The sequence below is a fragment of the Sphaerotilus microaerophilus genome, from assembly GCF_023734135.1.
Taxonomy (GTDB): domain Bacteria; phylum Pseudomonadota; class Gammaproteobacteria; order Burkholderiales; family Burkholderiaceae_C; genus Sphaerotilus; species Sphaerotilus microaerophilus.
In genome coordinates this window covers 2,917,313-2,937,067 of sequence record NZ_AP025730.1, presented here as the reverse complement: position 1 = coordinate 2,937,067, position 19,755 = coordinate 2,917,313, and the positions used below count along the sequence as shown (strand labels likewise).

The window sequence follows — 19,755 nt, the reverse complement described above, 5'->3', positions numbered from 1 at the left end:
CCTGCATTGTCTCAGCCGCACTGTGGCGGCGTGCCCTATCGGTACGCCCTGATCCGCGGCGCGCCTCAGCTGACCAGCGCGCGCAGGGCCGCCGGCAGCGGCGTGGACTTCTGCTTCGGGAAGTCGACCCAGACGATCTTGGCGCCACCGGCGGCGTGGATGTGGCCTGGCCGGTCGCTGCGCTCCAGCGTTACGTAGGTGTCGAAGCTGCTGCGCCCGGGGTTGCGCACGTAGTGCTTCGCGAGCACCTGCGCCGGGTACTCCAGCTGCTGGTAGAAGTTGCAGAAGGCGTTGACGATCACCGGCCCCTCGCCTGCCGGGTTGGGCGCCAGGCCGAGCGCGTCGAACCAGTCCAGGCGCACCATCTCCAGGTAGCGGAAGTAGAGGGTGTTGTTGACGTGGCCCATCGCGTCCATGTCCCCCCAGCGGATCGGGAAGGTCATCTCGTGCGTGAGCTTCTTGTCGTCGGGGACCAGGAAGCGCATGGCTCAGGCCCCGGGCTCGGCGGCGGCGGTGGCAGCCGGCGCGGCCGGGACCGCCAGGTCCACGCCCAGCTCGCCGGCCAGGCGCGCCACTTGGGCCCGCAGCTCGGCCACCTCGGCGTGGAGCTGGCGCTGCTCGGCGCGCAGCACGGCCAGTTCGTCGAGGTCCACTGCCGTCGCCGCTGCGGGGGCGCTGCCGGGCGCCGCGGGGGCGGGGTGCAGCAGCGCCTCGTCCGGCGGGCCGCAGAGCAGGTGCACCCAGCGCGATTCGCGGGCGCCGGGTGCGCGCGGCAGCTTCTGCACCTTGGGCGGGTAGCGGTCGGCCAGCTCTTCCAGGAAGGCCTCGACCGAGGAGATGTCGGCAAAGCGGTGCAGCCGCTCGCTGTGCTGGCGCAGCTCGGCGGCGGTCTGCGGGCCGCGCAGCATCAGTGTGGCCAGCAGCGCCACCGCCTGGCTGGGCACCACCAGCACGCGCCCGAGGTTGTGCTCGTAGCGCACCACCCGGCTGCCGCTGCCCTCGAAGACCAGGCTCATCGACTTCAGCTCGTCCAGCGCGGTCAGCAGCAGCGACTCGGCCACGTTCATGACCGGCTCACGCGCGGTCTTCTGGTTGATGCCGGCCAGCAGGGCGTTGAGCGACATCGGGTAGGTGTCGGGCACCGTCGCCTGCTTCTCGACCAGCACCGCGACCACACGCGCTTCCAGCGGGCTCAGATCCCTCATCGTCGGGCCTCCTGTGCCGGGCGCATCAGATGCCGAAGCCGTCGTCGGCCTGGATCACGGCACCGTTGATGAAGTGGCTCTCGTTGGCGCAGAGCATCAGCAGCGTGGTGTCCAGGTCCTGCGGCTGGCCCACGCGCTTGCGCGGCAGCATCTGCACCAGCTTCTGGCCGCCCTCGGTCTGCCAGTGGTGGTGGTTGATCTCGGTGTCGATGTAGCCCGGGCAGATGGCGTTGACGTTGATGCCGAACTTGCCCCACTCCAGCGCCATCGCGCGGGTCATGTGGATCACCGCAGCCTTGCTCATCGCGTACACGCCGATCTGGCTGAGCACGCGCAGCCCGGCCATCGACGCGATGTTGACGATACGCCCGCCCGTGTAGGTGCCCGGCGCCGCGCCGCGGGCGCGCTGCACCATGCGCCGGCCGACCTCCTGGGCGACGAAGAAGGCGCCGCGCACGTTGGTGTCGAAGATGAAGTCGTAGTCCTCGGGCTCGACGTCCAGCAGCTTCTGCGTGGTGCTGACGCCCGAGTTGTTGATCAGGATGTCAAGCGTGCCCACCTCGGTCTCGGCGTGGGCCACCGCGGCCTGGATGCTGCTCACGTCCGTCACGTCCAGGCTGATGACATGGGCGTCGCCGCCCTGCCCCTCGATCTCGGCACGCAGCTCCTTGAGCCGATCGGTGCGGCGCCCCGCCAGCACCACCGCCGCGCCGGCTTTGGCCAGGGTGCGTGCGAACTGGGCGCCCAGGCCGCTGGAAGCGCCGGTGACCAGGGCCACCCGGCCGGATAGATCGATCGCATAACTCATGGCTCTCAGGCTCCGTTGTCGTTGTGTGCGGCCGGTGGGTGGCCGCGATGCCAACGAAGATAGCACGAGCCATCCGGCGGCAAACGCGGCTGGGATGCCCGGGCTGACGCCGCTCAAGGCCCCTGCATGGCGCCCCGCCCGCCAGGCAGCAGCACGGCCACCCGTGCGCAGGACACTCCTCAGCCAGGCAAGGGCACCGGCGCACCGGCGGCCTGCTCGACGCGCCGGGCCCAGTCTTCCAGCGGCATCGGCCGCGCGAAGTGGTAGCCCTGGAACTCGGGCACGCCGAGCTGGCGCAGCGCCTCGAACTGGGCGGGCGTCTCAACGCCCTCGGCCACGGTGGACATGCCCAGCACCTCGCACAGCCGCAGCATCGGTTCGAGCATCTGCAGCGCGCGCGCATCGCGCTCGATGTCCATCACGAAGCTGCGGTCGATCTTGACCTTGGTGAAGGGCAGCTGGCGCAGGTAGCTCAGCGAGGAGTAGCCGGTACCGAAGTCGTCCAGCGCCAGCGAGAAGCCCTGCCGGCGCAGCCGCTGCAGCACCGGCGTGACCACCTCCATGCCCACCAGCAGCGCCGACTCGGTCAGCTCCAGCTCCAGCAGTGCCGGGGCGATGCCGGCGCGCTCGCAGGCCAGCAGCAGCTGGCGGTCCAGGCCAGGCTGCAGCAGCTGCTTGGGCGACAGGTTGACCGCCACCGGCAGCGCCTGCCCGGCCGCCTGGCAGCGCGCGGCCAGGCGGGCCGCCGCGTGCAGGGCGTGGCGGCCCATCAGGCCGATCAGGCCGAGCTTCTCGGCCATCGGAATGAACTCCACCGGCGAGACGTAGCCGAAGGCCTCGGTGGGCCAGCGCATCAGCAGCTCGGCCCCGATCGCGCGGCCGGCCGCATCGACCTTGGGCTGCGCAACGAAGGCGAAACCGTTGCGCTCGGCATCGGCACGCAGCAGGCTGAACAGGCGCACGCGGCGCTGCACGTCGTCCTCCAGCCCGGCGTCGTAGAAGGCCAGCCCGTTGCGGCCGGGCTCGCGCGCGGCACAGGTGGCCACATCGACCTTGCGCAGCAGCTCCACCGCGGTGTCGCCATCACGGTGGGCCAGCACGGCGCCGATGCTGGGGGTGAGCGACACCTGGTGTCCCCCGATCTCGAAGGAGGAAGAGAACGCGGCGATCACCCCCTGTGCGGTGGCGCGCACCTCCGTCTCGCCGCTGTCGGGCGGCAGCACGGCGCAGAAGCTGGTGCCGCTCCAGCGCGCCAGCAGGCCGTCGCGGGTGGGGCCGATCACCCCACGCAAGCGCTCGGAGGCCGCCCGCAGCAGGCGGTCACCGGCCTCATGCCCGTAGGAATCGTTGATGTCCTTGAAGCCCTCGATGTCCAGCTGCAGCAGTGCAAAGCCGCCCGTGCTGCCCAGGCGGCTCGTCAGGTAGCTCTCCAGCCCGCTGCGGTTGGGCAGGTCGGTGAGGCCATCGCGGCCGGCCACCTGCTCCAGCTCGCGCGCCATGGCCTGGAGCGCCTCGGCAGCCTCGCGCTCGCCCGTCATGTCCTTGACGGTGCCGATGACGCGCAGCGCCTGGCCATCCGCCCCGCGCTCGACGGCGCGCCCATGCAGCCGCAGCCAACGCAGCCGGCCCGCATGGGGCAGGCGCAGCGACATCTCGAAGTCCGGCCGCACCCCCTGCAGGTGCGAGCGCCAGGTCTGCCCAGCGGGCTCGGCGTCCTCCGGGTGCAGGCGCTGCATGAACTCCGCTGGCGACAGCGTCGGCAGCCTGAGCACCCCGCCGGGCAGGCTGATGGGGTCCATCACAAGGAGGTCCTCGGCCTGCTGCCACTCCCAGACGCTGGCACCGCTGGCCCAGAGCGCGCGGCGCAGACGGCGCTCGGAGGCACAGATCGCCGGCCAGGAGGGGCAGCCGCCCACCTCGTCGCCGGCCTCGCAGGGCAGCACCGGGGGCAGCCTGCCGGTCCTGGCACTTGTACCGGTGCCGACGCCGGCGCCGGCGCCGGTGGTGCAGTCGCCCGACGCACACGGACCCGCACATCCGCCGTCCGGCGCGGGCGAGGCAGTTTCAGTGGGCGTGTCCAAGCGTTCTGGGCGGGTGAGCATGCAACAAACTCCGTGGGTGGCAGCGTCACGCCCGGCCCCGAGGGGCTGGTGGGCAGACCTGCGGCCGCTGACGACCGCGGCACGGTCGTCAGCATAGAGCGAAAGCCGGCCCCTCGGCGCGCGGAGCAGCCCGGGGACTGCGCGCCTTATCAGGCGACTCGCCGGCGTCCACCGCGCAGCGCAGGTGACAGCGACGCCCGGATCCCCCCCGCTAGAATCGTTTCGCTCTGCCCGGCGGGGTCGCTGCGCCACCCGACTTTCCAGCAGCTGACAGCCCCGGATCAATCGACCCACAAGAAAGACGCCACATGAGCCCGCAGGAGATCCTCGAACAGTTCGGCCCACGCGAGTCGATGGAATACGACGTCGTGATCGTCGGCGCCGGCCCGGCGGGCCTGGCCACGGCGATCCGCCTGAAGCAGCTGGCGGCCGACAAGGGCGGCGAGATCAACGTCGTGGTGCTCGAAAAAGGCTCCGAGCCGGGCGCGCACATCCTCTCCGGCGCGGTGATGGACCCGCGTGCGATGAACGAACTCTTTCCCGACTGGAAGGAGCGTGGCGCGCCGCTGAACCAGCCGGTCACCGGCGACGACATCCTGGTGCTGGGCCACGAGCACTGCAAGCGCATCCCGGATGCCCTGGTGCCGCGCAACTTCCACAACGAGGGCAACTACGTCATCAGCCTGGGCGCGGTGGTCAAGTGGCTGGCCGAGCAGGCCGAGGCGCTGGGCGTGGAGATCTTCCCCGGCTTCGCCGCCGCCGAGGTGCTCTACGACGAGCAGGGCCGCGTGCGCGGCGTGGCCACCGGCAACATGGGCGTGGGCAAGGAAGGCGAGCCGGGCGACTCGTTCCAGCTCGGCATGGAGCTGCTGGGCAAGTACACGATCTTCGCCGAGGGCGCGCGTGGCCACCTGGGCAAGCAGCTGCTGGCCAAGTACGACCTGGCCGCCGGCCGTGACCCGCAGAGCTTTGCCATCGGCATCAAGGAACTCTGGGAAGTCCCGCCCGAGAAGGCCCAGCCGGGCCGCGTGGTGCACACCGCCGGCTGGCCGATGGACGACCAGACCTTCGGCGGCGGCTTCCTGTATCACCTGGAGGGAAACCAGGTCACGCTGGGCTTCGTGATCGGGCTGGACTACACCAACCCCTGGATGAGCCCCTTCGAGGAAATGCAGCGCTGGAAGACCCACCCGGCCATCCGCGCGCACATCGAAGGCGGCAAGCGCGTGAGCTACGGCGCGCGGGCGATCAACAACGGCAGCCCGCAGGCCATGCCCAAGATGGTCTTCCCCGGTGGCGCGCTGGTGGGCTGCGACCTGGGCACGATGAACGCCGCGCGCATCAAGGGCAGCCACGCGGCGCTCAAGAGCGGCATGCTCTGCGCCGAGGCGCTGTTCGAAGCCGTCACCGCCGGACGCGAGAAGGACGAACTCAGCGCCTACCCGGCGGCCTTCGAGGCCAGCTGGCTGATGGAGGAGCTGCAGCAGACGCGCAACTTCAAGCTCTGGTTCAAGAAGGGCCGCCTGGTGGGCGAGCTGATGACGGGCGTGGAGCAGTGGTTCCTGCCCAAGATCGGCGTCTCCAGCCCGCCGTGGACGCTGCACCGCAGCGAGCCGGACCACGTGTACCTGAAGCCGGCCGACCAGTGCGCGAAGATCGACTACCCGAAGCCCGACGGGAAGATCACCTTCGACCGCCTCAGCTCGGTGTTCGTGAGCAACACGAACCACGAGGAGAATCAGCCGGCGCACCTGACCTTGAAGGATGCGGGCGTGCCGGTGGCGATCAACCTGGCGAAGTACGCCGGCCCCGAAGCGCGCTTCTGCCCGGCCGGGGTGTACGAGTTCATCAACAAGGACGGCGCCGATCAACTCGTGATCAACGCGCAGAACTGCGTGCACTGCAAGACCTGCGACATCAAGGACCCGACGCAGAACATCAACTGGGTCACCCCCGAGGGTGGCGGCGGGCCGAATTACGCGGGGATGTGAGGCGGCCGCCTCTCAACGACAAAGGGCGCCGCGGCGCCCTTTGTGCTCTCTGCATCGATGGCAGCGGACCTCAATCCGCTTTCGGTGCCCAGTCCGGCGGGCGCTTCTCGATGAAGGCCTGCACGCCCTCCAGCGCGGCGTCGTCCATCATGTTGCAGGCCATGGTCTGGCCGGCCAGTTGGTAGGCCGCGCCGATGCCCATCTCCAGCTGGCGGTAGAACTGGCCCTTGCCCATGGCAATGGCCACGCGAGGCTTGGCCACGATGCTGGCGGCGAGCTTCTCCACCTCCGCATCGAGCGCCTCCAGCGGCACCACGCGGTTGACCAGGCCGCGCTGCTTCGCCTCTTCGGCGCTGATGAAGTCGCCCGTCACCAGCATCTCGAAGGCCTGCTTGCGGCCCATGTTGCGCGACAGGGCCACGCTCGGCGTCGCACAGAACAGCCCCAGGTTGACGCCGCTGACGGCAAACCGGGCGTTGCTGGACGCCACCGCCAGGTCGCACATCGCTACCAATTGGCAGCCGGCCGCGGTCGCCACCGCATGCACCCGGGCGATCACCGGCACCGGCAGGGCCTGGACGGCCAGCATCACCTTGGCACAGTGGGCGAAGAGCGACTGGTAGTAGGCCAGCGAGGGCTGCGCGCGCATCTCCTTCAGGTCGTGGCCGGCGCAGAAGGCCTTGCCTGCCGCGGCCAGCACCACGACGCGCACGGACTCATCGCCCGCCAGCGCCTCGAACTCCTTCTGCAGCGCCGCCAGCATGTCCTCGGACAGCGAGTTGAAGGCCTGGGGCCGGTTGAGCGTCAGCGTCACAACGCCACGGGCATCCTGGTGGCGCAGCAGCAGCGGGTCATCGGTGGTCAGCATGGGGCGATCTCCTCGTTCGGTGCTCGGTGTGCTTTATCAACCACGTCATCCTAGCGCGCGGCAAGCCCTGCGCCCATGGGGTGGCACCCCGCCGAACCGGGAGCGGCGCCCGCGGCGTCCGGCCGCGTATGCTCGCAGCCGACATGAAGGCTTCACGTTTGCGCATCCCGGCCCTGCTGGCCCTCCCTGCCCTGAGCGGCCTGCTGCTCCCCCCGGCGCTGCCATCTGCCGCGGCCGCCCCGTCCGGCAGCCGCCAGCCTGCCAGACAGGCGGCCCATGCCGCGCCCCGAGCCCCGACGAACCTGCCTCCGTACGGGCTGCGCGAGGACGTGCAGAGCTACATGCGCTCGCTCAACGAGGCAGACCCGAGCCTGGACCTGGCGTGGCTGGAGCGCACCGTCGGCCAAGCCCGCCACGTGCCCCAGGTCACGCGGCTGATCATGCCGCCCCCGGTGGGCACGCCCAAGAACTGGCAGGCCTACCGGGAGCGCTTCATCGAGCCACGTCGCATCGAGGCCGGCGTGGCCTTCTGGGCCGAGCATGCCGCAGCGCTCGCGGCGGCCGAGCAGCGCTGGGGCGTGCCGGCCGAGCTGGTCGTCGGCATCATCGGCGTCGAGACCTTCTACGGGCGCATCACCGGCGGCTTTCGCGTGCTGGACGCCCTGGCCACGCTGGCCTTTGACTTCCCCAGCGGGCGCAGCGACCGCAGCGGCTTCTTCCGCGACGAGCTCACCGCCCTGCTCCAACTGGCGCACCGCCAGAACCTGGACCTGCAGGCGCTGCGCGGCAGCTATGCCGGCGCGATCGGCTGGGGCCAGTTCATGCCCAGTTCCTGGACGCGCTACGGGGTGGACTTCGACGGCGACGGCGAGGTGGCCCTGCAGCGCAGCGCCGTGGACAGCATTGGCAGCGTCGCGCACTTCCTGGCTGCGCACGGCTGGCAGGCCGGCCTCGTGACCCATCTGAGCGTGAAACCGCCGGCCGACGGCACGGCACTGGCCACGCTGCTGGCCCCGGACATCCGTCCGACCTTCAGCGCCTCGCAGATGCAGGCCCTGGGCGCCGTGCTGGAGCGTGCCCCCGCGGGCGACGGCCGGTTGGCCCTGGTGCAGCTGCACAACGGCACGGCCGCGCCCAGCTACGTGGCCGGCACCGAGAACTTCTGGGTCGTGACCCGCTACAACTGGTCGGCCTACTACGCGATGGCGGTGATCGAGCTGGGCCGGGCCATCGCCGCCCAACGCCTGCTGGAGGCGCCCAGCCCAGCGCCCACGCCATCGACGGTACCGACGACCGCAACGGCCGCGCCGGCCCCCGCGGGCAGCACCTCCGCGGCCCGTTGAACCGCTGGTCCAGTGCCGTGGCCGCCGGGGCGGCCCGCGCAGTCTCTACACTGCGCGCCTGCGTCCCGTCAGGGGGCGCCCCTCAGACATGCTCCAACTCAAGAATCTCTCCCTGCGCCGCGGCAGCAAGCTGGTGCTCGACGGCGCCAGCGTCACCCTCCAACCCGGCGAGAAGGCGAGCCTGGTCGGCCGCAATGGTGCCGGCAAGTCCTCCCTCTTCGCCCTGTTGACCGGCCGGCTGCACGCCGATGGCGGCGACGTCGAGATGCCGCCGCGCTGGCGGCTGGCCGAAGTGGCCCAGTCGATGCCCGAGACCGACCAGGGCGCCACCGACTTCGTGCTCGACGGCGACACGCCCCTGGTGGCCGCCCGTGCGGCGGTCGCGGCGGCCGAAGCCGGTGGCGACGGCCATGCAATCGCCGAGGCGCACAGCACGCTGGCCGAGGCCGGCGGCTTCGACGCCAAGGCGCGCGCGCAGGCGCTGCTGCTCGGCCTGGGTTTCCCGGTTGCCAAGCTGGATGCGCCGGTGAACAGCTTCTCCGGCGGCTGGCGCATGCGCCTGCAACTCGCCCGCGCACTGATGTGCCCCAGCGACCTGCTGCTGCTCGACGAGCCCACCAACCACCTGGATCTGGACGCCCTGGTCTGGCTCGAAGCCTGGCTGCAGCGCTACGAGGGCACGATGCTCGTCATCAGCCACGACCGCGAGTTCCTGGATGCGATCACCCGCGTCACGCTGCACCTGGAAGACGCCGGACTGACCCGCTACGGCGGCAACTACACCACCTTCGAGAGCATGCGCGCCGAGCGCATGACGCAGCAGCAGGCCGCCTTCGGCCGCCAGCAGGAAAAGATCGCCCAGCTGCAGCGCTTCATCGACCGCTTCAAGGCCAAGGCCACCAAGGCCAAGCAGGCGCAGAGTCGCGTCAAGGCACTGGCGCGCATGGAGAAGCTCGCACCGGTGCTGACCAGCGCGGACTTCGAGTTCGAGTTCCGCGAGCCCGCCAGCCTGCCCAACCCGATGCTGGTGCTCAGCGATGTAGCAGTCGGGTACCGGGCGGACGATGGCAGCGAGACCGTCATCGTCAATGACATCTCCAAGTCCGTGCTGCCCGGCCAGCGCATCGGCGTCCTGGGTGCCAACGGCCAGGGCAAGTCCACCCTGGTCAAGACCCTGGCGCGCATGCAGCCGGCCCTGGGCGGGCGCATCCAGGAGGGCAAGGGCCTGGCGATAGGCTACTTCGCCCAGCAGGAGATGGACGTGCTGCGCCCCGATGAGGGGCCACTGGCGCACATGATCCGCCTGGCCAAGGAGGTGTCGCCGCAGGCGCGCGAGCAGGAACTGCGCGACTTCCTCGGGCGCTTCCGCTTCACCGGCGAGATGGTCGGCCAGGCGGTAGGCAGCCTCTCCGGCGGCGAAAAGGCGCGGTTGGTGCTGGCCATGCTGGTCTGGCAGCGCCCCAACCTGCTGCTGCTCGACGAGCCGACCAACCACCTCGACCTCGCCACCCGCGAGGCGCTGTCGATGGCGCTCAACGAGTACGAAGGCAGCGTGATGCTCGTCAGCCACGACCGCGCCCTGCTGCGCGAGGTCTGCGACGAGTTCTGGCTGGTCGCCAAGGGCCGCGTCGAGCCCTTCGACGGCGACCTGGACGACTACCAGAAGTGGCTGCTCGAACAGAGCCGTGAGACCGCCCGTGCGGCACGGGAGGCGGCCAGCGCGCCGGCCGGCACCGCCAGCGCACCGGGCACCGAGCCCAGCGCAGCCAACCGCCGGGAGGAGCGCAAGGCCCAGGCGGCGGCGCGCCAGAAGGTGGAGGCGCAAGCCCGGCCGCTCAAGAAGGAACAGGCGCAGATCGAGCAACGGCTCACCGCAGCCCAGGCCGAACAGGCCCGCCTGCTGGAGGGCCTCGGCCTGCCCGACGTGCCACCCGCCGAGCGGGCCGACCAGGGGCGGCGGCTGAAGCAGCTGGAAGACGAGGTCGAGCAACTGGAGCTGCGCTGGCTGGAGCTCGGCGAGGCGTTGGAGCAGCTCAGTCAGGCCTGAGCGCCGGTCTCAAAAGACTGTATTTGCATACAGTCTTTGTGGCACACTTCGAGGCATGTCCCATGCCTCGACCATGCCACTCGCGGCGGCTCCCGGCGACACGGCCCTGCTGGCTGGCAGCCTCGCCCTGTTCGACGACCTCGTGGTCACCACCGGCCCGCAGCGCAGGCGTCCGGGCCGACTGCGCACACCGACCTCGGAAGCGCCGCAGCGGCTCCAGCGGCCGCCCACCCTGCCCGCATTGCCAGGCACGCCGGCATGGCCCTCGCCACCGCCGCCACAGCGCCAGCCCCCGCGGGTCCCCGTCGTCCGCGAGCGAGCGTGGCCCACCCGCTCGGCGACACCGGCGAGCACAGCGGATGCCCTGTCACCGCCCGAACCGACCTTCGAGGTCATCGGCGAGCCCTGCCAGAGCCTGCTGAGGATCAACGACTGGGAGGGCCTGCGCGGCAGCTTGGCGGTCAATCCCTACCGGGGCTGTACGCTCGGCTGCCAGGGCTGCCCATCAGTCTCCACCCGCGTGTACGCCAAGGTGAACGCCGCCGAGCAGTTGCGCGACGAGCTGCGCCAGCCCCGCTACCAGGTGAAGCCGATCCAGCTCGGCACCACCGCCGACGCCTACCAGCATGCCGAGCGCACGCAGCGCCTCACGCGCGGCATCCTGCAACTGCTGCATGACTGCGGCAACCCGGTCGTGATCGTCACCCGCTCGACCGGCGTGCTGCGCGATGTCGATCTGCTGTTGCCAATGGCCCAGCAGTCCCGCCTGCTGTTGGCCATCAGCCTGTGCACCCTCGACGAGGCGTTGAGCCGCCAGTGGGAGCCCCTCGCGCCAACGCCAGCCGAACGGCTCGCCGCGATGAAACGGCTGGCCAAGGCCGGCGTGCCGGTGGCGCTGCACCTGGCGCCCCAACCATCGCTTGCGTCACTTGCGTCGGACCGCAACGACGCCGACCTCGCCAACGTCATCGAGGCCGCCGCGAAGGCCGGTGCCTCGATGCTGATGTACCGCCTCCAGCCGGACCGGCACGCGACAGCCGATGGCAGCGGCCCACCGGGCCCCGAGTCGCGCCGAGAGAAGGAGAACAAGCTCATCGAGTTGGCCCGCCAGCACGGGCTGTCGGTCGACCGGCCTGAACTGGACCGGAGGCACTTCCGCCCCCCAGCGCCGCGGCAGCCCACCGAGCAACCGGTGGCCCGCGATGCCACACGGGCCCCGGTCACCCACGGCCCGCAACGCAGCCTGTTCTGAATCCCTGCACTCGGCCGGCCAGCAGCCTCTCCCGGCTGCCAAGCCGGGAGGTTTTGCCCTCACCCCTGGCGGGGAAGACCGGCAAACAGGCTCACTGCTCCCGGAAGGAGATTTCCAGCGTCGCCGAGGTCTCGGCCCCGCCGGGCACCTTGCAGTCCAGCCGCCGGACGGCACGGCTCACGTCGCGGAAGTACTCGCGCGGACCCGACACCTGCTTCACGTCCACGATCTCGTGACCACGGAAGCGCAGCGACAGCACCACCACCCCCTCGACGCCCACCTTGTCGTACAACCCGGCCAGCGCCGCCTGCAGCGACTCCTTGTGGCCCGGGCAGACCACGCCGATCTCTGTCTTGGCCGGCGCAGCCGGCGGCGGCGCCGGCGGTGCGGGTGGCGCCGGCGGGGGTGGCGGCTTGATCTCCGCCGGCTTCTCCGGCGGAGTGGACTGCACCGCCTGGATCGTCGGTGCGGTCGGCGCCGTTGGCGGCTGCACCTCGGGGGGCGGCACGTAGGGCGGCGGCGGCGCCTCCACCGGTGGCGGCTTGTCCAGCACCTTCATCTCCTTGGGCGGAGGTGGCGGCGGCGGCGGTGGTGGAGGCGGCTTGATTTCCTCCATGATCTTCATCTCGATCGGCTTCTTGATGATCTCCACCGCCTTGCGCGCCAGGCCGGACACGAGACCCCAGACGATCAGCACATGCAACAGGACCACGAACCCCACACCGACGTACTTGCCGGCGGGGTTCTTCGGTCGGTACTCCAGATCCATGAGGATCGCTCTCCTAGTCTGTCAGGCTGGGTGGTTGCCCGGGGGTGCTCACTGGCCGATGAACTGCTCGGACCCGATCACGCCCAGCTTCTGCAAGCCCTTGCGCTGTGCCGATACCATCACCTCCGCGAAGGTGTTGTAGCTCGACGCCTTGTTCGGCCGGATGTGGATCTCAGGCTGCACCGCCTGCGCGGCCGCCAGCTCCATCTTGGCCTCCAGCTCCGAGCGGCCCGCCAGCGGTAGCCCCTGCCAATAGACGACGCTCTTCTCGTCGATGTCGATCTTCACCACCTCCGGCTTTACATCGCTCGGCGGCGGCGTGCCCACCGGCATGTTCAGGTTCACCGAATGCAGTTGGATCGGGATGGTGATGATCAGCATCACCAGCAGCACCAGCATCACGTCGATCAGCGGCGTGGTGTTGATGTCCATGATCGGCTCGGCGTCATCGCCGGAGCCCTGGCCCACGTTCATGCCCATCGGCTGTGCTCCTAGCTGCGCACCGGCGGTTCGGTGATGAAGGAGATCTTCGCGATCCCGGCGCGCTGACAGGCGTAGACGATCTTGCCCACCGAGTCGTACTGCGCCGTCAGGTCACCGCGCACATGCACCTCGGGCTGCGGGTTCTTGACGGCCACCTTCTTCAGGCGCTCGACCAGCTGCTCGGTGTTGGCCACCTTGGCGTCGTACCAGTAGATGCCCCCCTTGGCATCGACCGACACCACGATGTTCTCGGGCTTGCTCTCGCGGACCTCGTTGCGCTCCTTCGGCAGGCTGACCGCGATCGAGTAGTTCACCACCGGGATCGTGATGAGGAAGATGATCAGCAGCACCAGCATCACGTCCACCAGCGGTGTCGTGTTGATGGTGGAGACGACCTCGTCCTCCTCGCTGCTGGAACCCACGGACATCGCCATGTTGCTGCGCTCCGTTCAGGTGTCGGTCAGCCGCGGCCGGCTTGGCCGCCACCATGGCCCGGCCCATTGCCGTTCGCCAGCAGCACCGCGTGCAGGTCGCCACTGAAGGCACGCACCTCGTCCATCACGCCCTTGTTGCGCCGCACCAGCCAGTTGTAGCCCAGCACCGCCGGCACCGCCACGGCCAGGCCGATGGCGGTCATGATCAGCGCCTCGCCCACCGGGCCGGCCACCTTGTCGATCGACGCCTGCCCCGCCACACCGATGGCGGTGAGCGCGTGGTAGATGCCCCAGACGGTGCCGAACAGGCCAACGAAGGGCGCCGTGGAGCCCACCGTGGCGAGAAAGGCCAGGCCGTCCTGCAGGCGCGACTGCACACGCTCGGTGGCACGCTGCAGGGACATTGACACCCACTCATGCAAGTCGATGCGGCCCAGCAGGCCGGTGTGCTTCTGCGACGCGGCCTGGCCCGCCTCGGCGATGAAGCGGAAGGGGCTGCCTTCGCTCAGGGCTTCGGCGCCCTGCTTGACACTCGGCGCCTGCCAGAACGAGGCGGTCGCTTCGCGCGACTGCTTGGTCATGCGGGCCTGCTCGATCAGCTTGGTGATGATCACGTACCAGCTGCCCATGGACATGATGGCCATGATCACCAGCACCCCCTTGGCCACCAGATCGCTCTGGGCCCAGAGGGCCGACAGGCCGTAGGGGTTATCGACGGCCACGGCCGCCGCTCCAGCCACCGCCGTGCTGGCTGAAACGGCGGGCGCAGACGCCTGTGCCATCGCCAGCCCGCAACCCAGCGCGCCCGTCAGGGCACAGGCCCACATGAACGCGGACTTCGCATCAACCTTCATTCTTCAACCTCCATGCGCACATCCCCGGCATCGAGAACCCGTCGGGGGCACAAAAAAGAAAACTAAACGAGAACTTACAAGTCGCGGAGGATACCACTGGCATCACATTCCTAGCGATTGCGCCCGTACCCACAACGCCATGAGCCCTGAAGCGAAAAGGCCCACAGCGTACTGTGGGCCCGACGTGAGACGTCAACCGATCCAGGTCAGAACTTGTAGCTCAACCCGAGCGAATAAGTCCGGCCCAGGGGGCTGGCGTACCGGGGGTCATACCCCAGCTGGTGTGAACCGGTGTTCCTCAGGCTCAGTGGCGGCGCCTCGTTGAAGATATTGGCCACGCCGAGTACCAACGACAGGGACTTGGTCGGGCTCCACTTGGTCTGCCAGTCGAAGGTGATGTATTCAGGCACACGCAACTGCACATCCACGCAATCCGTACCATCGTCCACTGAACAGTCATCCGCCGTGAAGTGGATGTCATCGTAGCCGCTGCGATAGTTCATCTTCGCGGTGTGCGTCCAAGCGCCCGTGTCCAGCGTCAGAGAGGCCGCAAACACGTTCCGGAAACTGACCGCGTCGTTCGAGCCAAACCTGCCAACACTCGTCTCCCACTGATCATTGGTGCCAGGCGTGGTATAGCGAGACTTGATCAGGTAGGTCCCGCCCAACCTGCCGGTGACCTGCCCCACTTCTGTCAAGGTCTTGAACTGGAAGTCCCAGTCAATACCCTGATTCTCCATCTTGCCGATATTGATCGGCATGTCCTTGATGGCCACGTAGGTCTTGTTGTTCGAAGACTTGTACTTGGTCGTGTACAGGCTCAGGTACTTCTGTGGATTCTGAAGGATGAGCCGTTCGCTGACACTCGACACCGCATTGTCCACGCTCACCGACCACAGATCCAAGCCGACGGTCACATTCTTCATCGGCTCCAACACGGTACCCAGTGACCACTGCTTGGACTTCTCCGGCTTCAGGTCGGCGTTACCCCCTTGGAAAACTTCCTTTTGAAGGTTGTCACAGACATATCCTGCCGCAAAATACCCAAGCGGGTCATAGCCGGCATTGAACGGGCACTGGTAAGTACCTCCGGTGACGCCAAAGTCAACCAGCGGCTGGGCGATTTCCTTCATCGTGGCGGTGCGGAACCCGGTTCCATAAGAACCACGGAACAGCATGCTCCCCGTCGGCTGGTAGCGACCATGGACCTTGTAGGTCGTGGCGCTCTGCGTCGAGCCATAGTCCTTGCCGGTCTTCTCATCCGTCACGCCGGAAATGGAGTCATACCGAACGCTGCCCGTGACCTCCAGGCCCTTGGCAAGGGGCACCAGCAACTCCGTGAAGAGACCCGCACTCTTTTGCTTCAGGTCGAATTCCGACTGCGGATCATCGAACAATATCTGCGCATTCGCGACCGCAGGGTTGGCCTTGACCTTGAATCCCGTCTGACGGCCATCCACCCCCAGACCCAGCATCGCACTGCCCGCACCGGTGGCGAACAGTTCCCGCGATGCACGCGCATCGACACCGGTCATCGTGATGTCGGTGGTGTTGTAGTTTCCGATGAACTGCGTCGAGTTGAGCGCGCTGAGCATCGACGCTGGCATCTGGCCCACCGTGTAGGCGAACGGGTCGACCTGCTGTGCCTGCAGTGCGGCATCGAACTTGTCTGCCAACGGGAAGCCAGAGACATAGTCCTGCAGCTGACGCTGCTTGGACAGCGTCAGCGCAGAATTGATATCCCATCCACCCGCATTGCCATCCACGCCGGCAACGATGTGTTTGGTCTTCGTGTTGTAGTCGTAGCCACGATTCCCCATGTCATAGAGACGATACTTGACGTTGATGTCCGTCAGCGTATCGCGCTGCTGCTGGGTCAGGTAAGGCTCGATGTACTTCGCGTAGTAGGGGTGCGTCTTGTCCAGCGCGAACTCGGCCGGATAGGGCGCAATCCGGGAAACGATGTGCGCATCGACAAGGCCGACGTCCGCAAAAAGCTTGAATCCGGACGAACCCAGCTTCACATCACCCGACAGGAAGAGACTGGTCCGCTCCTGCTCGGGGTAGATCTCGACGGTGCTCGTGTAATCAAAAATACACTGCCGACCCGCTGCCACATGATCAGCCGGGCAATTGCCATTGGCCATCAAATATGGATTGAATGACACCGGCCGACCTGTCGTCGAGGCACTGTAGTACACATCCACGTTCGGAGGAACGGAACGGCTTGAGCCGTTGAAGAAATACAGATCCCGCCCGTTCTGGTCCTTGAACTCGATGATGCCCGTCTTGGCAAAGTCGCGGTCCTTCGCCTTGAGCTCCTTGCTCTTGTCGTAACTCAACGACGCGAACAGCGAATACCCCTCCTTCGCACCCCCAAAGCCCTTGCTCACACCCAGGTTGTAGCTTTCGCCACCCTTGTGCATCGGCTTGGACGCCTTCACATCGATCTGGAAGGGCGCGGCTCCCTTCTTGAGGATGAAGTTCACGACGCCAGCGATGGCATCGGCGCCATACAGCGCGGAGGCACCATCGGTCAAAACCTCGACCCGCTCCACCGCTGCCAAGGGGATGGAATTCAGGTCAATCGTCGTGCCTGAGTTGGAAGGCGCAACACGACGCCCATTCAACAGCACCAGCGTGTATTGCTCGCCCACATCGTGAATGGAAGCCGTGGTCACACCACCGCCACCGCCACCCACCGAGTCCGCTGCCACGGAGAAACCCTGCATCACCGGCAGCATCTGGATGAAATCTGTCACCGAGGTGACACCGCTGCGCTGAATGTCGGCTTGAGTGAACGTCTGGACCGGCAACGCCCCTTCGGCAGCCACACGCTTGATCGAGGAACCCGTGATCTCGACGCGATCGAGTTGCTGCGTCTGCGCCTGTGCCCCGGGGGCAAAAACAGACAACGTCCCAAACGCCGCCAACAGGCCAAGGGAGAGTTTCGTTCTCGTAAACATGTGCCGCTCACTCCTACGAAGGTTGATCGATAGACCGCCAGCATCCCTGCTTCGACGCGGACGTGCATCGATTCAGTTGCCAGTCGAAATGTGAATCGATTGTCACGGGTCGTCTGAGGTGGTGTCCAGAATGTTTCGCCATGTTGCTGTGCAGCATAGGAAAACCCTGTCAGCGCCACGCACGCAGATCGCGCACGAAGCTGGCCTCAAACCGCCGGGAACCGGCGGGAAGTTCGACATTTGCACCCTGCTGGGGCGCAGAACCCGTTGGATGCCGCACAGCGGTGCATGGTGAAAACCCCTGATCGCCCGGTTACCGCCGCGTTGCCGGGTGGCAACAATTCCACGCTTCATGCGCGGGGAATCAGCCCGATTCCACAGGTTTCAGCGGCGCAGCAATAGGAGGGAAACTTTCCCACTTTGGATTGCAGCCATGCGGAACCACGGCGCCGCGAACGGGTGGGCGGGTGCCAACCCGGCGCAACCAGCGGCCAGGCCGGTGGATCAGGCGCGCTGGCCGGGCAGATCGCCCGCTCGATGGCAGGCCACGCGTTGTCCCAACGCGCCGACCGGGCGCAACTCGGGCACCTCGCTGCGGCAGCGCTCCTGCGCGTGCGGGCAGCGCTGGTGGAAGGCGCAGCCGCTGGGCAGGTTGAGTGGCGACGGTGGCTCACCGCGCACGGCCGGCGGGGCGGCGGCGGCCACGGCGGCCCGCCCGTCCAGGCGCGGCACCGCGGCCCAGAGCACCTGGCTGTAAGGGTGCAGCGGGCGGGCAAACAGGGCCACCTTGGGCGCCTGTTCGACGACCCGTCCGAGGTACATCACCAGCACCTCGTCGGCCAGGAACTCGATGACGCTGAGGTTGTGCGAGATGAAGACGTAGGCCAGGCCGAGGTCGCGTTGCAGGTCGCGCAGCAGGTTGAGGATCTGCGCTTGCACCGACACGTCCAGCGCGGAGGTGGGCTCGTCGGCCACCAGCAGCGGCGGACGCAGCATCAGCGCCCGGGCAATGGCGATGCGCTGGCGTTGGCCGCCGGAGAACATGTGCGGGTAGCGCTGGGCGTGCTCGGGCCGCAGGCCCACGAGGGCCAGGGCGTCCTGCACGCGCTGGCGGCGCTGATCGGCGTTCAACGCCGTGTTGAGCTTCAGCGGCTCGTCGAGCATCTGGGCGATGCGCTTGCGCGGGTTGAGCGAGGCGTAGGGGTTCTGGAAAACCATCTGCACCTGGGTGCGCACCTGGCTGAACAGCCGGCGGCGCTGGGCCGCGTCGGCGCTGGTCAGCTCCAGGCCGTCGATCTGCAGCCGCCCGCCGGTCGGCGGCTCCACACCGGTCAGCGCACGCGCCAGGGTGGACTTGCCGCAGCCGGATTCGCCCACCACGCCGAGGGTGCGCCCGCGCTCCAGCGTGAAGCTCACGCCATTGAGCGCCCGCACCGTGGCCGGCGGCTGGAACAGGCCGCGGGAGACGCGGTAGTGGCGGCTCAGGTCGTCGGCGACCAGCAACGGGGCGGCGCCGGTGAGGGATGATGCTGCGGTCATGCCGGCGGGGCCGCCGTGGCGGTAAGGGGAAAGAAGCAGCGCACCTGAGCGCCGTCAGGCTGGCCGGGTGCGGCGGCCAGCGCCGGGCGTTCGCTGCCGCAACGGGCCTGCGCGTAGGCGCAGCGCGGCGCCAGCAGGCAGCCGGCGGGCCGGTCGTACTGGCCGGGCACGCTGCCGGCCAGCGTCGGCAGGCGCGCGGCGCCGCGGCTGCGCTCGGGAATGGAGGCCAGCAGCGCCTCGGTGTACGGGTGGGCCGGCGCGTCGAACAGCGCCGGCACGCCCTGCAGCTCGACCAGCTGGCCGGCGTACATCACGGCGATGCGGCGGGCCCGCTCGGCCAGCAGCGCCAGGTCGTGGGTGATGAGCAGCAGCGCCATGTCCTGGCGGCGCTGCAGCTGCATCAGCAGCTCCAGCACCTGGGCCTGCACGGTCACGTCCAGCGCGGTGGTGGGCTCATCGGCGATGAGCAGCTTGGGCGAGCAGGCCAGCGCGATGGCGATCATCACCCGCTGGCACATGCCGCCGGAGAGCTGGTGCGGGTAGGCGGCCAGCCGCGCCTCGGCATCGGGCATCTCGACCAGGCGCAGCAGCTCCAGCGCACGCTCGCGCAGCTGCGCCTTGGGGCCGCCCTGGTGGACCTTGAGCGTCTCGATGATCTGGAAGCCCACGGTGTAGCTCGGGTCCAGGCTGGTCATCGGGTCCTGGAAGATCATCGCGATGTCGCGGCCGGTGATGCGGCGGCGCTCGCGGGCACTGAGCTTCAGCAGGTCCTGGCCGTCGAAGCGCAGCAGGTCGGCGGTGACGCGGCCGGGCGCTTCGACCAGACCCATCAGCGCCAGCATCGCCACGCTCTTGCCGGAGCCGGACTCGCCGACGATGCCGAGGAACTCGCCGCGCTCGACATCCAGGTCGAGGCCCTGCACAGCTGCAAAGGGTCGTTCCTTCGGGCCGAACTCGACCGTGAGGTTACGGATTTCGAGCAAGCTCATTGGTGCCCCTCGTCCAGCGAGTACGCTGGCCGGTCCCCCGAGGGGACGGCGGGCCCGCTTGGGAGCGGCCCGGCGCTCGGCCCGTTGGCTCGTGTCGACACAGTC

General features: G+C 68.4%; 16 protein-coding genes. 4 read left to right on the top strand and 12 right to left on the bottom strand.

The genetic code is table 11. The features are described from left to right. Positions 1–65: 65 nt before the first annotated feature. The 4 genes from NGK70_RS12755 to NGK70_RS12740 all read right to left on the bottom strand — a co-directional run bounded on the left by NGK70_RS12755 (position 66) and on the right by NGK70_RS12740 (position 3,956). Positions 66–485 carry an acyl-CoA thioesterase gene (locus tag NGK70_RS12755; protein ID WP_251973571.1) on the bottom strand — a complete coding sequence of 140 codons (420 nt, stop codon included), beginning with the start codon at positions 483–485 and terminating at the stop codon, positions 66–68. 3 nt (positions 486–488) lie between these two features. Then, the gene (locus tag NGK70_RS12750; protein WP_251973570.1) at positions 489–1,205 is read right to left on the bottom strand and encodes a YceH family protein; all 717 of its coding nucleotides are present in this window, start codon (positions 1,203–1,205) and stop codon (positions 489–491) included. Between the two features lie 25 nt (positions 1,206–1,230). Beyond that, positions 1,231–2,013, bottom strand: a complete 783-nt coding sequence (locus tag NGK70_RS12745; protein WP_251973569.1) for an SDR family oxidoreductase — start codon at positions 2,011–2,013, stop codon at positions 1,231–1,233. Positions 2,014–2,192: 179 nt separating this feature from the next. Next, positions 2,193–3,956, bottom strand: a complete 1,764-nt coding sequence (locus NGK70_RS12740; protein ID WP_251973568.1) for a putative bifunctional diguanylate cyclase/phosphodiesterase — start codon at positions 3,954–3,956, stop codon at positions 2,193–2,195. A 467-nt stretch (positions 3,957–4,423) separates the two neighbouring features. On the opposite strand from NGK70_RS12740, the gene NGK70_RS12735 reads away from it, so the two are divergent. After that, positions 4,424–6,106: an electron transfer flavoprotein-ubiquinone oxidoreductase gene (locus NGK70_RS12735; protein ID WP_251973567.1), complete on the top strand. Its 1,683-nt coding sequence runs from the start codon at positions 4,424–4,426 to the stop codon at positions 6,104–6,106. Positions 6,107–6,176: 70 nt separating this feature from the next. Here the strand turns inward: NGK70_RS12735 and NGK70_RS12730 are convergent, their stop codons facing one another. Further along, a complete protein-coding gene (locus NGK70_RS12730; protein ID WP_251973566.1) occupies positions 6,177–6,974 on the bottom strand; it encodes an enoyl-CoA hydratase in 798 nt (265 codons plus the stop codon). A gap of 143 nt (positions 6,975–7,117) precedes the next feature. Between NGK70_RS12730 and mltB the strand changes: the two genes are divergently transcribed. The 3 genes from mltB (at position 7,118) to NGK70_RS12715 (ending at position 11,616) form a co-directional block, all read left to right on the top strand. Further along, positions 7,118–8,317 (top strand): lytic murein transglycosylase B, encoded by a 1,200-nt coding sequence (gene mltB, locus NGK70_RS12725; RefSeq protein WP_428985593.1) that lies wholly within the window; start codon positions 7,118–7,120, stop codon positions 8,315–8,317. 88 nt (positions 8,318–8,405) lie between these two features. Beyond that, positions 8,406–10,364, top strand: a complete 1,959-nt coding sequence (locus tag NGK70_RS12720) for an ABC-F family ATP-binding cassette domain-containing protein (RefSeq protein ID WP_251973565.1) — start codon at positions 8,406–8,408, stop codon at positions 10,362–10,364. A 55-nt stretch (positions 10,365–10,419) separates the two neighbouring features. Continuing rightward, positions 10,420–11,616 (top strand): radical SAM protein, encoded by a 1,197-nt coding sequence (locus NGK70_RS12715; protein ID WP_251973564.1) that lies wholly within the window; start codon positions 10,420–10,422, stop codon positions 11,614–11,616. A gap of 91 nt (positions 11,617–11,707) precedes the next feature. On the opposite strand, the gene NGK70_RS12710 is transcribed toward NGK70_RS12715, so the two are convergent. The 7 genes from NGK70_RS12710 to NGK70_RS12680 all read right to left on the bottom strand — a co-directional run bounded on the left by NGK70_RS12710 (position 11,708) and on the right by NGK70_RS12680 (position 19,650). Further along, a complete protein-coding gene (locus NGK70_RS12710) occupies positions 11,708–12,385 on the bottom strand; it encodes an energy transducer TonB (protein WP_251973563.1) in 678 nt (225 codons plus the stop codon). 48 nt (positions 12,386–12,433) lie between these two features. Continuing rightward, a complete protein-coding gene (locus NGK70_RS12705; RefSeq protein ID WP_251973562.1) occupies positions 12,434–12,865 on the bottom strand; it encodes an ExbD/TolR family protein in 432 nt (143 codons plus the stop codon). An 11-nt stretch (positions 12,866–12,876) separates the two neighbouring features. Further along, positions 12,877–13,302, bottom strand: coding sequence for an ExbD/TolR family protein (locus NGK70_RS12700; protein ID WP_251973561.1), 426 nt, complete (start codon positions 13,300–13,302; stop codon positions 12,877–12,879). A 26-nt stretch (positions 13,303–13,328) separates the two neighbouring features. Continuing rightward, positions 13,329–14,156 (bottom strand): MotA/TolQ/ExbB proton channel family protein, encoded by an 828-nt coding sequence (locus tag NGK70_RS12695; protein ID WP_428985592.1) that lies wholly within the window; start codon positions 14,154–14,156, stop codon positions 13,329–13,331. A 206-nt stretch (positions 14,157–14,362) separates the two neighbouring features. Beyond that, positions 14,363–17,122 carry a TonB-dependent receptor domain-containing protein gene (locus NGK70_RS12690; protein ID WP_251973560.1) on the bottom strand — a complete coding sequence of 920 codons (2,760 nt, stop codon included), beginning with the start codon at positions 17,120–17,122 and terminating at the stop codon, positions 14,363–14,365. 504 nt (positions 17,123–17,626) lie between these two features. Continuing rightward, complete coding sequence (locus tag NGK70_RS12685) at positions 17,627–18,661, bottom strand: dipeptide ABC transporter ATP-binding protein (RefSeq protein WP_251973559.1); 1,035 nt, start codon at positions 18,659–18,661, stop codon at positions 17,627–17,629. Next, a complete protein-coding gene (locus NGK70_RS12680; RefSeq protein ID WP_251973558.1) occupies positions 18,658–19,650 on the bottom strand; it encodes an ABC transporter ATP-binding protein in 993 nt (330 codons plus the stop codon). The genes NGK70_RS12685 and NGK70_RS12680 overlap by 4 nt, the downstream gene beginning before the upstream one ends. Positions 19,651–19,755 lie beyond the last annotated feature (105 nt).